This window comes from Sinomonas sp. G460-2 (assembly GCF_047759905.1).
In the GTDB taxonomy this organism is placed as follows: domain Bacteria; phylum Actinomycetota; class Actinomycetes; order Actinomycetales; family Micrococcaceae; genus Sinomonas.
Window position 1 is genome coordinate 1 of the sequence record NZ_JBKZWT010000075.1, and the last position, 14,769, is coordinate 14,769.

Annotated in this window: 13 protein-coding genes; 3 read left to right on the forward strand and 10 right to left on the reverse strand. The window is 70.4% G+C overall.

Features of this window, described 5'->3' with window-relative positions; all coding sequences use genetic code 11:
- On the forward strand, positions 1 to 297 hold a 297-nt coding region (locus ACLN58_RS09585), incomplete at its 5' end, for a substrate-binding domain-containing protein (RefSeq protein WP_415855031.1).
- A 4-nt stretch (positions 298 to 301) separates the two neighbouring features.
- Here ACLN58_RS09585 and ACLN58_RS09590 read toward each other — a convergent pair.
- Positions 302 to 805: an ArsR/SmtB family transcription factor gene (locus tag ACLN58_RS09590; RefSeq protein ID WP_415855032.1), complete on the reverse strand. Its 504-nt coding sequence runs from the start codon at positions 803 to 805 to the stop codon at positions 302 to 304.
- A gap of 85 nt (positions 806 to 890) precedes the next feature.
- Positions 891 to 2,057, reverse strand: coding sequence for an acetoin utilization protein AcuC (locus ACLN58_RS09595; RefSeq protein WP_415855042.1), 1,167 nt, complete (start codon positions 2,055 to 2,057; stop codon positions 891 to 893).
- A 199-nt stretch (positions 2,058 to 2,256) separates the two neighbouring features.
- On the opposite strand from ACLN58_RS09595, the gene ACLN58_RS09600 reads away from it, so the two are divergent.
- Both ACLN58_RS09600 and ACLN58_RS09605 read left to right on the forward strand, forming a co-directional pair.
- The gene (locus tag ACLN58_RS09600) at positions 2,257 to 3,669 is read left to right on the forward strand and encodes a TrkH family potassium uptake protein (protein ID WP_415855033.1); all 1,413 of its coding nucleotides are present in this window, start codon (positions 2,257 to 2,259) and stop codon (positions 3,667 to 3,669) included.
- A 37-nt stretch (positions 3,670 to 3,706) separates the two neighbouring features.
- The gene (locus ACLN58_RS09605; RefSeq protein WP_415855043.1) at positions 3,707 to 4,345 is read left to right on the forward strand and encodes a potassium channel family protein; all 639 of its coding nucleotides are present in this window, start codon (positions 3,707 to 3,709) and stop codon (positions 4,343 to 4,345) included.
- A 69-nt stretch (positions 4,346 to 4,414) separates the two neighbouring features.
- Here the strand turns inward: ACLN58_RS09605 and ACLN58_RS09610 are convergent, their stop codons facing one another.
- The 8 genes from ACLN58_RS09610 to ACLN58_RS09645 all read right to left on the reverse strand — a co-directional run.
- Positions 4,415 to 5,218 (reverse strand): alpha/beta fold hydrolase, encoded by an 804-nt coding sequence (locus ACLN58_RS09610; protein WP_415855034.1) that lies wholly within the window; start codon positions 5,216 to 5,218, stop codon positions 4,415 to 4,417.
- A 577-nt stretch (positions 5,219 to 5,795) separates the two neighbouring features.
- Positions 5,796 to 6,626 carry a pyrroline-5-carboxylate reductase gene (gene proC, locus ACLN58_RS09615; protein ID WP_415855035.1) on the reverse strand — a complete coding sequence of 277 codons (831 nt, stop codon included), beginning with the start codon at positions 6,624 to 6,626 and terminating at the stop codon, positions 5,796 to 5,798.
- 606 nt (positions 6,627 to 7,232) lie between these two features.
- Positions 7,233 to 8,126 carry a sugar phosphate isomerase/epimerase family protein gene (locus tag ACLN58_RS09620; RefSeq protein WP_415855036.1) on the reverse strand — a complete coding sequence of 298 codons (894 nt, stop codon included), beginning with the start codon at positions 8,124 to 8,126 and terminating at the stop codon, positions 7,233 to 7,235.
- Positions 8,123 to 9,142 (reverse strand): Ppx/GppA phosphatase family protein, encoded by a 1,020-nt coding sequence (locus ACLN58_RS09625; RefSeq protein WP_415855037.1) that lies wholly within the window; start codon positions 9,140 to 9,142, stop codon positions 8,123 to 8,125. The genes ACLN58_RS09620 and ACLN58_RS09625 overlap by 4 nt, the downstream gene beginning before the upstream one ends.
- Positions 9,143 to 9,149: 7 nt before the next feature.
- The gene (locus tag ACLN58_RS09630) at positions 9,150 to 9,635 is read right to left on the reverse strand and encodes an SseB family protein (RefSeq protein WP_415855038.1); all 486 of its coding nucleotides are present in this window, start codon (positions 9,633 to 9,635) and stop codon (positions 9,150 to 9,152) included.
- Entirely contained in the window at positions 9,632 to 12,415 is a 2,784-nt protein-coding gene (gene topA, locus ACLN58_RS09635; RefSeq protein ID WP_415855039.1) for a type I DNA topoisomerase, read from the reverse strand. The genes ACLN58_RS09630 and topA overlap by 4 nt, the downstream gene beginning before the upstream one ends.
- Positions 12,416 to 12,619: 204 nt before the next feature.
- The gene (locus ACLN58_RS09640; protein WP_415855040.1) at positions 12,620 to 13,396 is read right to left on the reverse strand and encodes an ArsR/SmtB family transcription factor; all 777 of its coding nucleotides are present in this window, start codon (positions 13,394 to 13,396) and stop codon (positions 12,620 to 12,622) included.
- Positions 13,397 to 13,458: 62 nt separating this feature from the next.
- On the reverse strand, positions 13,459 to 14,769 hold a 1,311-nt coding region (locus ACLN58_RS09645), incomplete at its 5' end, for a methyltransferase (protein ID WP_415855041.1).

Genomic DNA, 14,769 nt, shown 5'->3' on the forward strand with positions numbered 1-14,769 from the left:
CGCCCCGACGCGATCCTCGCCGGCAATGACCTCGTGGCGATCGGCGCCCTACAGGTGCTCATGGGCGAGGGCGGGCTGCGCGTACCCGAGGACATGGCGATCGTGGGCTACGACGACATCGATTTCGCGAGCGCCGCCGTCGTGCCGCTCTCCTCGGTGCGGCAGCCGCGCGAGCTCATCGGCCAGACGGCCGTCCGGATCCTCCGCGAGGAGGCCGAGAACCCGTCGCTCGCGCCGCGCAACCTGCTGTTCGAGCCAGAGCTCGTGGTCCGCGCGTCGACCGCGGGGCGCGCCTAACGGGCTAGGCCTGGCGGCCGGGCTCCTTGCGGCGCCACTTGGGGAGGTTCGCGATGATTTCGGCGGCGCCCTTCGCGGCCCGCTCGACGGTCCGCTCGACCGAGCGCTGGATCTGCTGCGGCCGGGTTCCCGAGTCCACCCCGGCCAGAGCGGACGACGGCGCGCCCACCCCCGCCCCGGCAGGCAACTGCGCGGCGGGCAGCGAGGCGCCCCCGGCGGTGGCGGCGGCCTCGTCGAGGGGGGACCCCGCCGTCGTCCGCAGCGACGTGAGCCAGCCGCCCACTTCGGCGAGGGGTTCGAGCCGCAGCGCGTAGTACCGCTTCTGGCCCTGGGCGCGCGTGGTCACGAGCCCGGCGTCGCGCAGGACCTTGAGGTGCTTGGACACCGTGGGCTGGCTCGCATCGAGGGCCTCGACGAGCTCGCCCACCGCCTTGTCGCCCGCGCGGAGCTCCCGCAGGATGTCCCTCCGGGTGTGGTCCGCGATGACGGCGAAGATGTCTGTCACCATACCTCCAGCCTACCGATCCGACGCCCCGTCTGGTCCTGCCGAGTGGACACCGACTCGGCGGGACGAGGGGGCCTCCGGGCGGTTCTCAGTCGAACCATGGATCGAGTCCGTGGAGCGGGAAGAGTTCCTTCCGCGTGGCCATGACGGCGCGGTCCACGGCGTCGTTCGGATTGAAGCCGATATCCCACGAGCGCCACCACAGATCCGCATCCTCGCCCATGCGCTCGGGCACGCTCTCGTCCGGCCCGAGCCGCTCCGGATACGTGGCCCGCGCGTACTCGCGCCACGACTCCGGGGTCTCGGCGCGAAGCGGAACGGGGTGGCCCGCCGCGATGCCCACGAGGTGCGACCACGCGCGCGGCACCACGCGCAACACGTCGTAACCGCCGCCGCCCGTCGCGATCCACCGGTCGTCGCAGAAGCGGGCCGCGAGGCGCGAGACGGACAGGGCGGCCTCGCGCTGCGCGTCGACGCTCGTACGGAGATTGGCCAGCGGATCGAGCGCATGCGAGTCGCAGCCGTGCTGGCTCACGATCGCCTCGGGTCGGAACGCCTCGACGAGCGGCGGAACGATCGCGTGGAACGCGCGCAGCCACCCGGCGTCGCCCGTCCGCGCGGGGAGCGCCACGTTGACCGCGGTGCCAAGCGCGTCCGGGCCGCCCGTCTCGCCCGGGAAGCCCGTGCCGGGGAACAGCGTGAGGCCGCTCTCGTGCAGCGAGATCGTGAGGACGCGCGGCTCGTTCCAGAAGATCGACTGCGTGCCGTCGCCGTGGTGTGCGTCCGTGTCGATGTAGACGATTCGACTCAGGCCGCCGTCGAGGAGGCGTTGGATGGCGAGCGCGGCGTCGTTGTAGATGCAGAAGCCGCTCGCGCGGTCGGCGGCCGCGTGGTGCATGCCGCCCGCGAAGTTGACGGCGTGCTGGGCGGCGCCGGCGAGGATCGCGTCCGCCGCCTCGAGCGAGCCGCCCGCGATCCGGGCGCTCGCCTCGTGCATGCCGGCGAACGCCGGATCGTCTTCGGTGCCGAGGCCGATCTCCGGAAGGGGCGACGACGGGTCCTCGCTCACGCTGCGGACCGCGGCGATGTAGTCGCGCGTGTGGACGGAGGCGAGTTCGTCGTCGTTCGCTACGTGAGGTTCGACGACGGCGACGCGCGGCAGGGCGAAGAGCCCAAGGGCGTCGCACAGGCGGGCCGTGAGATCGAGCCGGCTCGGGTGCATGGGGTGCTGGGGGCCGAAATCGTAGGCGAGCATCGCCTCGCCCCACGCGACGCGGGTCGCGTACTCGACGCGGCGAGGGCCGGATCCGGTTCCGCTGCCGCTCGGCGCCTCCGGGGAGGGCGGCGTCTGTGCGGCGTCGGACATAAGGTCAGGCTACCCGAACGGTGCATGGTTTACTGGTCCGGTACGGCCTCCGGCCGTTTGGGCAACCCGGCACGAGGGACGGTTGAGTGTGGCACAGACGCAGTCGTCGTGGCGACCCACGTCGCAGCGCGAGAGCCTCGGCCCCCTGACGGGGCTGCGCGACTTCGTCGACCGCGTTGCGGCGTCCTCGCCGGCCCGCCTGGCCCTCCTCTCTTTCATGGGCGTCATCCTCGTCTTCACGGTCATCCTCTCGCTCCCGTTCTCCTCCGCGGACGGCCAGTTCACGCCGCTGCACCAATCGCTCTTCACGGCGACCTCGGCCGTGTGCGTCACGGGGCTCACGGTCGTCTCGACCGCCGCGCACTGGTCCGCGTTCGGCCATGTGGTGATCCTCCTCGCCATCCAGGTAGGCGGCTTGGGCATCCTGACCCTCGCGTCCGTGCTCTCGCTCGCCGTGAGCCGCCGCCTCGGCGTCCGGGGCAAGCTCATCGCGCGGGAGGCCATGAACAACGCGGGCCGTCTCGGGGAGGTCGGCGGGCTCCTCCGCGTGGTCGTGGCGACGTCCGCCGTCGTCGAAGGCCTCCTCACGCTCTTCCTGACCCCCGCGTTCATGGCCCAGGGCGAGGCCTTCGGCGCGGCCCTGTGGCACGGGGTGTTCTACGCGATCTCCTCGTTCAACAACGCGGGCTTCACGCCGCACAGCGACGGCGTGGTCCCGTACCAGTACGATCTGTGGATCCTCGTGCCGCTCATGGTCGGCGGATTCGTGGGGAGCCTCGGGTTCCCCGTGCTCATGGTCTTCCTGCGGTACAAGGCGCGCGTGCGCCTCTGGACGCTGCACGCGAAGCTCACGATCGTCGTATCGCTCATCCTCGTGGCGCTCGGCGCGTTCCTGTGGGGCGCCATGGAGTGGAACAACGCGCGGACCATCGGCGGCATGGCGCCGAGCGAGAAGATGGTCCAGGCCGTGTTCGCGTCCGTCATGACGCGCTCGCTCGGGTTCAATCTCGTGGACATGAACCACCTCACGCCCTCGACAATGCTGCTCTCCGACGCGCTCATGTTCGCCGGCGGCGGCTCGGCGTCGACGGCGGGCGGCATCAAGGTGACGACCGTCGCCGTTATGTTCCTCGCGATCGTCGCCGAGGCGCGCGGCGACCGTGACGTGCGCGCGTACGGTCGCACGATTCCCGAGGGGGTCATGCGGGTCGCGATCAGCGTCATCGTCATGGCGGCGACGCTCATCATGATCGCGTGCTCGCTCCTCCTCGCGATCTCGGGCGAGAGCCTGGACCGCGTCCTGTTCGATTCGATCTCCGCGTTCGCCACGGTCGGGCTCAGTACGGGCCTCACGTCCGAGCTGCCTCCCGCGGGCGTCTACGTGCTCACGGCGCTCATGTTCTTCGGCCGCGTCGGTACGATCACGATGGCCACCGCCCTGGCCCTGCGCCAGCGCAGCACCCTGTACCACTATCCGGAAGAAAGGCCGATCATTGGCTGACAAGAACCCCTCTGTCCGGCCGAACCCGAACGCGCCAGTGCTCGTGATCGGCCTCGGCCGGTTCGGCTCGGCAACCGCCCAGCAGCTCGTCAAGCAGGGCCGCGAGGTCCTCGCGATCGAGCGGGACCAGGAGCTCGTCGAGACGTGGGCGCCCGTGCTCACGCACGCTGTGCAGGCCGACGCGACGAACGTCGAGGTGCTGCGGCAGCTTGGGGCGCAGGAGTTCCAGTCCGCGGTGGTCGGTGTGGGCACGTCGATCGAGTCCTCGGTGCTCATCACGGCGAACCTCGTGGACCTCGGCATCGAGCACGTGTGGGCCAAGGCGATCACGCCCTCGCACGGCAAGATCCTCTCCCGCATCGGGGCGAACCACGTCATCTACCCCGAGGCCGACGCGGGCGTGCGCACCGCGCACCTCGTGAGCGGCCGCATGCTCGACTTCATCGAGTTCGACGACGACTTCGCGATCGTCAAGATGTACCCGCCCAAGGAGACTCAGGGCTTCACGCTCGCCGAGTCCCAGGTGCGCGCCAAGTACGGCGTGACGATCGTGGGCGTCAAGAGCCCCGGCGAGGACTTCACGTACGCGCAGCCGCACACCAAGGTGAGCGGCCGCGACATGCTCATCGTCTCGGGGCACGTGGACCTCCTCGAGCGCTTCGCCGCCCGCCCGTAGCCATCCGGGGGTCACCTCCCGCGGGTGCGGTGACGTCCAGGGGTCACCTCCCGCGGGTGCACCCCCCGCTCAACCCACGGAACGTGACCCCTGAACGGGGGTGCGGGCCCGGTCCCACAGGGCCCGCAGGGACGCGGCCACGCGCTCGGGCTCGACGCGATGGGGCGGGTCGAAGTGGTGGCGCCCGGCGAAGACCTCGAGGCGGAAGTCCGGGAACACGGTTGAGAGCCGCTCGGCGATCTCGCCGTAGTCGTCGGGATTCGACAGAGCCCCGAGGGCGATGTACACGGGCCGCCGGAACCGGGCCAGGGAATCCCGGTCAAGATCGTAAGTCTCGAACGTCCGGACGAACGCCCGGATCCCCGCGGGCCGCAGCGCCATCCAGGGCGGCTGCTCGCCGCCACCCGTCGGCAGGCCCGCTGTCACGCCGGGCCGGACGCCGAGCCGGACGAACTGGGCCATGAACTCGTCCGGCGACAGCCCGTCGAGCTCCCGGTACCGCTGCCAGAGCGCGCGATGCGCCTCGCTCCAGCCCCAGTTCCCGGCCCACGCCGGTTCGAGCAGCGCGAGGCTCTCGAGCCGTTCGGGATGCTTCGCGGCGAACGCGAGCGCCGAGGCGCCCCCGCCCGAGTAGCCCACGAGGTGGAACGTTTTCCAGCCGCGCGCGTCGGTCTCGCGGAGCACTCCGTCGATCTCGGTATCGAGGCTGTAGTCCGGCGGCGGACTCGGCGCCGCATAGACCTCGAGATCCTTCGCGAGCACCTCGACTCCGCTACCGAGCGCTGCGATGAGCGCCCCGTAGGCGGGGCCGGCGGGAAGGACACTCCCCGGCAGAAGAACTACTCGGTGGTTCGCGTGCTGCTCGATGTCCATGGGTCCAGCATCCCGCCGCGCCTGGTCGCGGCGCATCACGCAAACGCAATATTTTCCTGGCCCGCACCTCACAGACCCTGTGGGCCCCGCACCTCCCCCTGGCTTCTTCCTTCGCGCGGCCTCGCGGCTGCCTCTCCGGGGTTCCCCGCCTTCCCCTCCGGGTTCCCCGCCTTCCCCTCCGGGTTCCCCGCCTTCCCCTCCGGATTCCCCGCCTTGCGCTCCGGGTTCCCCGCCTTCCCCTCCGAATTCCCCGCCTTACGCTCCGGATTCCCCGCCTTACGCTCCGGATTCCCCGCCTTACGCTCCGGATTCCCCGCCTTACGCTCCGGATTCCCCGCCTTCCTCTCCGGCTTCCCCGGCTTTGGTGCCGAACTACCCAGGTTCAACGCCGACGACGGCGCGACACGCTGGCGGATTCCGGCGACACACCGCGGGTTGAAGGTTGGAGTTGGGGAAGGCGGCGGACGAGTTGGGGAAGGCGGCGGAGGTATTGGGGAAAACCGGCGGCAGGAAGCGGGGAAGGCGGCAGAGAAGTCGGGGAGACCCGCCCCGGCAGGCCGAGGCCTTCGACGGCAGGTCAGCCGAGCTCGCGCGTGATGTCCTTCGAACGCTCGGCCGCGGCCCGCGCGCCGTCGGCAATGATGCCGGGGAGGCCGCGCTCGTCGAACGTCGCGATGGCACGCTCGGTGGTGCCGTTCGGGCTCGTGACCGCGCGACGCAGGGCCACAGGGTCGGCCCCCGGCTCAGCGAGCATGAAGCCCGCGCCGACCACGGTCTCGCGGGCGAGAATGAGCGAAAGCTCGGGGTCGAGGCCAAGGCGAGTGCCGGCGTCGGCCATCGCCTCGGCGAGGTAGAAGGCGTAGGCGGGGCCCGAACCGCTCACCGCGCTCACGGCGTCAACCTGCTCCTCCGGGACCTCAACCACGAGGCCGAGGCTGTCGAAGAGGCCCTTGACCCGCTCGATCTGCTCGCGGGTCGCGTTCGTGCCGCCCGACACGGAGACCACGCCGCGGCCCAGCCGAGCCGGCGTGTTCGGCATGGTGCGGATCGCGGGCTGGCCCGCCGGCAGCGAGCGCTCGAGCTGCTCGAGCGAGACCGCTGCGGCCACGCTCACCACAACGGCCGACGGCGGCAGGCTGGCTGCGACTTCCGCGGCCAGGGCGGTGACGCCTACCGGCTTGACGCCGATGATCACGAGGGAGGATCCTCGCACCGCCTGCTGGTTGGCGTCGTCCTCCTCGCTCGTGGCCATGACGGTCACCCCGTACCGCTTGGCCAGCTCCTCGGCACGCTCGCGGCGGCGCACCGTCGCGGTGATGTCGGTCTTGGGCACGCCGGCTGCGAGGAGCCCGGCCATGATGGCCTCGTTCATGGACCCGCAGCCGAGGAAGGCGATCTTGTTGCTCATGCCTCCATCCTGCCAGCCGGGCGGTCGGACGCGCATTCCCAGCTTCCTCCCATGTTCGGCTGGGGTTCCTCCCAAGTAGCCTCCCTAATGTTGTAAATACCTCACAGGGTGCGAGTGATGGAGCGGCCGCTTCCCCCAAGCGGTCGCACGGCGCTGGCAGTTGCGGATCATGGTCCCCCACCTTCCCCGCGGCTGCCAGCGCCTTACTCTTTAAGGCTGCTCGCGGACTCTTCAGCGCCGCTCGGGGAGCGACCAACCTGTGAGAAAACGGGGCCATTTCTCAGGATTTACAGGCTTTTTCCAGCTTCGTTCCGGTTTTCGCTCAGGAATCCGGGCCTATAGTCATAACACTCATTAGGTGCGAGTGATGGGCCCGTCCGGTTCGCCGGAAGGGGTCCGGGCGCCGGGCGGTTCAGGAGATTCCCCCCAATGTCTCCTGCATCCGCCCGGCGTTTCTCGTTTAACCCCGCTTTGGGGCGCCTTCCCCGCACTGGGCCGGCGGGCCCGCACTGGGCCGGCGGGCCCACCACCCCAAAGCGGGGAAGGGCGCCCGGTGCGGGATAGGCCACCCAGTCGTGGCGGGCGTCTCGAGGCCGAGCGGCGCGGCTACAGCGTGCGCTGCTCCGCGGCGCTGCGCTCCGTGCTCAGTTCGGTCCGGGTGCCCAGTTCGGGCCGGGCGAACTGCCCGAGGTGGAGGCGCGCGAAGTCGAGCGCGGTCGCGAGCATCTCCTCGCGCTCACCCGCCGCCTTCGCCTTGCGCGTGCTGATCTCGGCGACGACCACGCCGTCGAACGTCGTGTCGGCGAGGTACTGGAGGCACTCGGCGACCCGCTGCGTGCCCTGCCCGGGCAGGAGGTGCTCGTCCCGGAACGACGCCCCCGAGCCGTCCGTGAGGTGAATGTGGCGGAGCGAGTCGCCGAGCGCCTTGAACGCCTCGAGGCTGTCCTCGCGAGCCGTCGCCGCGTGGGAGAAGTCCCACGTGACGTCCTGATAGCCCTGGCCTACCGGGTCCCAGTGCGGCAGGTACGCGCGGGTCTCGCGGCCGCGGACTCGCCACGGGTACATGTTCTCGACCGCGATGTGCACCTCGTACTCCTCCGAGAGGTCGCGGATGCCGATCGCGAAGCCGTCCGCGTAGCCCGCCTGCCAGCGGAACGGCGGGTGCACCACCACGGTGTCGCACCCCACCTCGCGCGCCATCTCGCACGAGCGCCGGATCTTCGTCCACGCGCCGCCCCACACTTGCTGCGTGAGCAGGAGCGTCGGGGCGTGGATGGATACGATGGGCTGGTCGTAGCGCTCGGAGAGGTGGATGAGGGCGTCCGGCTCCTGGCTCGTCGAGTTGTTCGTGACCATGACCTCGACGCCGTCGTAGCCGAGGTCCGCCGCGCAGGCGAACGCGTCGTGGACGCTGAGTGGGTACACGGACGCGCTCGAGAGCCCCACGGGCACGTCTGGGAGGGCGGCGGCCTGGCGCCACTCCGGGAACGGCCCGATCACTGCCGGCTCCCCACGGGGTGCTGGGTCACGCTCCGCCTCCGCTCGCTCTCGATGGGCCGGATATGTTCGGGCGGCGCCAGCGGCCCGTCGAAGATGAGCTGGTCGAGCCGGCGCAGAATGAGCCCCTCGCGCAACGCCCACGGGCAGATTTCGAGTTCCTCGGTCTCGAACATCTCCATCGCCGCCTCGGCGACGAGCGCCCCCGCGAGCAATTGCGGGGCGCGGGCCTCGGACACGCCGGGCAGGTGCACCCTATCCCCTGCCGACATGGCCGACATGCGCTGGGCCCACAGCCCCAGATCGGTGCGCTCAAGCACGCGCCGCACGTAGGGCCCGGCCCCGCTCGGCGCGGAGCCGGCGATCCGGGCGAGCGAGCGGAACGTCTTCGACGTCCCCGTCACGAGGGTGGGCTTGCCGAGGTCGCGGAAGCCGCGCACCACCGGCTTGAGCGTGGACCGGATGTAGCGCCGCAGCTCCTTGACGCTCTTGGCCGTTGGCGGATCCTCGCGCAGCCAATCGCGCGTGAGCCGCTGGGCGCCGAGGGGAACGGACTCCGCCAAGTCCGGGAGCGAATCGTTGCCCATGGCCATCTCAAAGGATCCGCCGCCGATGTCGAGCGAGAGGACCGTCCCCGCACCCCAGCCGTACCAGCGGCGGACCGCGAAGAACGTCATGGCCGCCTCTTCGCGGCCCGTGAGCTCTTGGAGCGTGACGTTGGCCTCGCGCTGGATGCGCTCGATCACAGCCTCGCCGTTGGCGGCCTCGCGAATGGCGGACGTGCAGAACGCGAGGAGGTCCTCGGCGTTGTGGCGGCCCGCGAAGGCCCAGGCCTCAAGGACGAAGTCGAGGAGTTCGCGTTGCCCTACCTCGCTGATGCTTCCGTCCGGCTCGAGGTGCTTGACGAGCGAGAGCGGGCGCTTGTGCGACGCGAACGCGACGGGCTGTGCGCCGGGATGGGCGTCCACCAAAAGAAGGTGCACGGTGTTCGAACCAATGTCGAGGACGCCTAGACGCATGAGCCCATTATTCCCCGGTCTCCCCGTCAGCGAGTTCGTCCGGCGTGGCCGGCCTGAAATCCTTCAGGACCGTCGCGACGTGCTCTTGGCTGAGCTCGAAGCCGAACGCGGCGCCCGGGTTGAGCACGAGCCCGAGCTCGTCCCCGAGGTTCTGGAGAAGCACCGCGCCTTGTGTCGTGACGACCGTCGGCGCGTGCTCGAGGAAGTCGGGCCGGATGCGCGCCCGGTCCGTGAAGGCCGCGACGAGCGGCTTCCCGTCGGCGTTCGTGAGCACGAGCGGCTCGACGTACTCCGTCTGGCCCGGGACGGGCTCCGGGACCACGAGACACACCAGGCTGTTGAGGAACGCGAGAACCGAGTCCTGGCCGTCATCCTCCGTGCCCGACTCCGTCGCCGCCCGGAGGGCTTCCTCGAGCGGATTGAGCGGCGTCGGGTCCAGATGCGGGGCGGACGACGGCGCGTGCTCGCCTTGGGGGTTGAGGTCCTCGGTCACTTGGCGCTCGCTTTCGCTCGGGTGCCGCCGCCGCCCGACCGGCGCGCGGGCCCCTTCGCGGGGCCCTTGGCGCGCTTCTCGGCGAGCAGCTCGATCGCGCGCTCGCGCGTGAGCTCCTCGATCGGGGTGGCGCGCGGCACGGTGATGTTCGTGACGCCGTCCGTGATGTATGGGCCGAAGCGGCCCTCCTTCACGACGATCGGCTTTCCGGACTCGGGGTCGTCGCCGAACTCGGCGAGGGGCGCCGCGGCCGCGCGGCCACCCCGGGTCTTGGGCTGGGCGTAGATCTTGAGCGCGTCCTCGAGGGTGATCGTGAAGATCTCCTCCTCGCTGCCGATCGAGCGGGAGTCCGTGCCCTTCTTGAGGTACGGGCCGAAGCGACCGTTCTGGACCGTGATGACGTTGCCCTCCTCGTCCTTCCCGAGGGCGCGCGGCAGGCTCATGAGCTTGAGCGCGTCGTCGAGCGAGACGGTGTCGATGCTCATCGACTTGAAGAGCGACGCCGTGCGCGGCTTAACCTTGGCAGGCTTCTTGGGCGGCTTCGGCTTGCCGTTCTTGTAGTACTCGACCGGCTGCGCCGCGAGCTGCTCGGGCGTCATCTCGGCGATGACCTCCGTCACGTACGCGCCGTAGCGGCCGTTCTTCGCGACCACGGGGTGGCCCGTGAGCGGATCGGTTCCGAGCACGCGTTCCTCGGGGCCGGCGCTCTCCATGAGCTCGAGCGCCTTCTCGGCGGTGAGCTCGTCCGGCGCGAGGTCCTCGGGGACGTTGGCCCGTTCGGGAGCGGTGCCCTCTGGCGCGTCGGCGGGAAGCGGCTTCTCGAGGTACGGGCCGTACTTGCCGACGCGGAGCACGATGCCGGGCGCGATCTCGACCGAATTGACCTCGCGCGCGTCGATCTCGCCGAGGCCGTTCACGATCGTGGTGAGCCCGGGCTTGCCTTCTTCGCCGAAGTAGAACGCGCTGAGCCAGTCGGAGCCAGCCTGCTCGCCCGCCGCGATGCGGTCGAGGTCCTCTTCCATCTCCGCCGTGAAGTCGTAGTCCACGTAGTCGTGGAAGTACTCCTCGAGCAGGCGGACCACCGAGAACGCGATCCAGCTGGGCACGAGGGCATTGCCCCGCGAGCGGACGTAGCCGCGGTCCATGATCGTGGAGATCGTCGCAGCGTACGTCGACGGGCGCCCGATGCCGCGCTCCTCGAGCGTCTTGACGAGCGAGGCCTCGGTGTACCGCGGCGGCGGCGACGTCTGGTGGCCGTTCGCGGCGAGCTCGAGGGCGTCGAGCGCCTGGCCCTTCGCGAGCACGGGGAGCCGGCCGCCGTCGCCCCGCTCCGCGGAACCGGCCTCGGTGTCCTCGCGGACCTCGTCGCGGCCCTCCTCGTACGCGGCGAGGAAGCCGCGGAACGTGATGACGGTTCCCGACGCGGTGAACTCGGCGTCGCGTCCCGCGGCCGCTCCGGACGCCGCGATCGCGCCGAGGCGCACCGTGGCCGTCGAGCCCTTCGCGTCCTCCATCTGGGACGCGACCGTGCGCTTCCAGATGAGCTCGTAGAGGCGGAATTCGTCGCCGCGCAGCTCTTTGGCCACTTGGGCCGGGGTGCGGAAGGAATCGCCTGCGGGGCGGATCGCCTCGTGCGCCTCCTGCGCGTTCTTGGCCTTCGACGCGTAGACGCGCGGACGCGACGGGACGAAGTCCGGCCCGTACAGCTCCGAGGCCTGGCGGCGCGCCGCGCTCACGGCCTGATCGCTCAGGGCCGTGGAGTCGGTACGCATGTACGTGATGTAGCCGTTTTCGTACAGGCGCTGGGCCACCTGCATGGTCACGCGGGCCGAGAAGCGCAGCTTGCGCGCCGCTTCCTGCTGGAGCGTCGACGTGGTGAACGGGGCGGCCGGGCGCCGCGTGTACGGCTTCTCCTCGACCGAACGGACCGCAAACGGCGCGCTCTCAAGGCCTTCCGCGAGGGCGCGGGCCGCGGCCTCGTCGAGGAGGACGGCGTTCTTCGCCGTGAGCCGGCCGCGGTCGTCAAAGTCGCGGCCCGAAGCGACCTTCTTGCCGTCCACGGACGCGAGGCGGGCCTGGAAGCGCTGGGCCGCTCCGCCGTCGTTCGCGCTGCCCCCTCCCGGCACCTGCGGTGCAACCGTCGCGAGGAGGTCCCAGTAGTCCGCGGTCCGGAACGCCATGCGCTCGCGCTCGCGCTCGACGACGAGGCGCGTCGCGACCGACTGGACGCGACCGGCGGAAAGTCCGCTCGCGATCTTGCGCCAGAGCACCGGGGAGATCTCGTAGCCGTAGAGACGGTCGAGCACGCGGCGCGTCTCCTGGGCGTCGACAAGGGACTCGTCGACGTCGCGCAGCTCCGCCATGGCGCGCTGGATGGCTTCCTTCGTGATCTCCGGGAACGTGAGGCGGTGCACCGGGACCTTGGGCTTGAGGACCTCGAGGAGATGCCACGCGATGGCTTCGCCCTCGCGGTCCCCATCGGTGGCGAGATAGAGCTCGTCGGCGTCCTTGAGCTTGGCCTTGAGCTCCGCGACCTTCTTCCGCTTGTCCGGAGAGACCACGTAATACGGCTCGAATCCGTGCTCGATGTCGACCGCGAACTTGCCCACCGAGCTCTTCTTGAGCTCGGCCGGGAGGTCCGACGGCTGCGGCAGGTCCCGGATGTGGCCCATCGACGCGTCGACCTCGAAGCCCGCGCCCAAGTACTGGGCGATGGTCTTGCTCTTGGCCGGCGACTCCACAATCACGAGCTTCTTGCCGGTTTTAGCCCTCGTGGCCACGCTACTCCTCAGTGAACAATGGGTGCAGACGGCCGGCACGCCAGGCCGACCGACGACGACGCCGCGACGCCGCACCACTCTGGTGCCGACGCGCAAGTCCCTAGTTCACCATACGATGGCGCCGGACGCGCAAGTGCCGCGTCCGTTGTGGACAAGTCTCCCGCGACGAAGCCCCGGCACGATGGCCGGTACGACACCGCTGCGTCAGGCGGTCGACTCGAGGGCGTTCACGCCGCCCTCGTGCTCGCGGAAGGCGGCACTCGACTCCTCGAGCAGCGGCGCGCCCGCGGGGGAACCGCCCTCGGCGCCAGCGTGCTCCGACGCCTTCCCGGGCGAACGCCGCGGCGCCGGCTTGCGGGCGCTCTGCGCCGCCTCTCGCACCTCGGGAAGCATCGACCACAGGACGTACATCCGCTCGGTCTCCGGCGCGATGTCCGCACCGTCCCCGGCTTCCTCGGTCGCGCGGTCAAACTCGTCGAGGAGCTCCGACATACGGCGCTTGAACTCTGCCCGCTGCTCGAGGCTCAACTTCAGCACGTTGCCGGAGACCATCATGACCGGCGATTCGTCCGGCTCTCCACGGCGTCGCGCCGAATCTCGGTGCTTCGCGTGGCTCGCGATGCGCTTGCGCAGCGCGTCGAGCTCCATGTCCACGATCGCGAGCCCGGGCGTCTGGCCCGTGGTCGCTGTGTCGAGATTGAGATCGGTTCCGGCGGCCTTCCAGCGGCGCTCGCGGCCGTCGCCGTCGTTCGGCGCGTCGACGACGATGCCCCACTTCTTGAGCGCACGAAGGTGATAGCTCATGGCACTCGGGGTGAGTCCCGTAAACGCCGCCAGCTCGGTGGCCGTCCAGCTCTTCTGGCTTGAGTAGAGCTCGTTGATCGCCGCGAGGCGGGCGCCGTGAGCGAGGGCCCGGATGGCCTTGGGGTCCGTGATCCGCACGGGATTTTCGGTGCGGGGACTGCGCTTCTTGTCGGTCATGTGCTTCTTAACTTCGTGGGGTGTGGCTGTTATTTACGCCACATCTCTTCAAGGATGTCAAACTATGCCTTCATAAGGAACCCGTCTGCCGTCAATTCGCGGATCTCGCGCAACAGTCCGTCCCTGAACTCGACATCGTCACGGTCCAGAAGCGCCGCGAGCGCTGTGGCAATCTGCCCGGCCGAGAGCTCCCCGTCGCACGCCGACACAAAGCCCGCCTGCTCCGTACTGAGGAGCGCGGTCCGCCGGAATCCGGCCCCCTGGCGCAGGAGGATGACTCCGGGGTGCTCGGCGCCCGGGCGCTGATGGCGCTCCTCCGTGACATCGTCCGCCACCACCAGGTGCGACTCCGCGAAGCCTCGGGCCCCGAGCCCCTCGAGCCAGTCCGCGCGCTCGACCGCCGCCTGCCAGTGGGGTCCGATCGGCTGCTCGAGCGGATGCGTCAGCTCCTCGAATCGGTCCAGGCGCGCCTGGCCGGTGCGGGGGCGGCGGAACCAGAGGAACCCGAAGCCGATTCCGCTCGTCTCGCGCGAGGCGAAGTCGTCCAGGTAGGCCGCGTACCGCCGCGCGTACGCGCCCGCATCGCGCTGCTCGGACGCGTCCTGGAGCCACGTCTCGGCGTATTGTTCTGGGCCGAGGAGTTCGCGCTGCAGAACCCACGCGTCGAGGCCGCCGGGAACCCACGACCGGACGTGCTCGTGCCACGGCGCCCCAGCCCGAACCTCCCAGTTGCCGAGCAACTGCGCCGTCCCGCCCTCCGCGAGGGCCTCGCCGAGGCTCGAGACGAGGCCGGCCACGAGCTGGTCCCCCGGCAGCCCGGCGTCGCGGTAGGTGAACTGATCCTCCGCGGTCTCCCCGTGCTCGCGGGGCGTGATGACGAACGGCGGGTTCGAGACGACGAAGTCGAAGTGTTCGCCCCGCACGGGGTCGAGCAGCGAGCCGAGCCGAAGCTCCACGCGATCGTCGAGGTGTTCCGGGTCGAGGTCCAAGGAGCCGGCATTGAGGAGCAGATTGAAGCGCGTGAACGCGAGGGCGCGGGCCGAGATATCCGTCGCGACGACGTGGCGTGCGTGGCGCAGGAGATGGAAGGTCTGGATCCCGCACCCCGTCCCGAGGTCGAGGGCCGTCTCGACGGGGCGGCGGGCCGTGGACTGGACGAGCGTGGCCGAGGCGTGGCCGATCCCGAGGACGTGGTCCTTGCGGAGCACGCCGGGACGCTGATGGGCCGCGAGGTCCGAGGCGACCCACAGACGCACCTCCCCCTCGCCCTCGTCCCACGCGTACGGCCGGAGATCCACCGTCGCGCGCAGGAGCCCCCCACCGGCCGCCTCCGCGAGCCCCAGCGCGAGCAGGCCTTGGGCCCCGATGGTCGG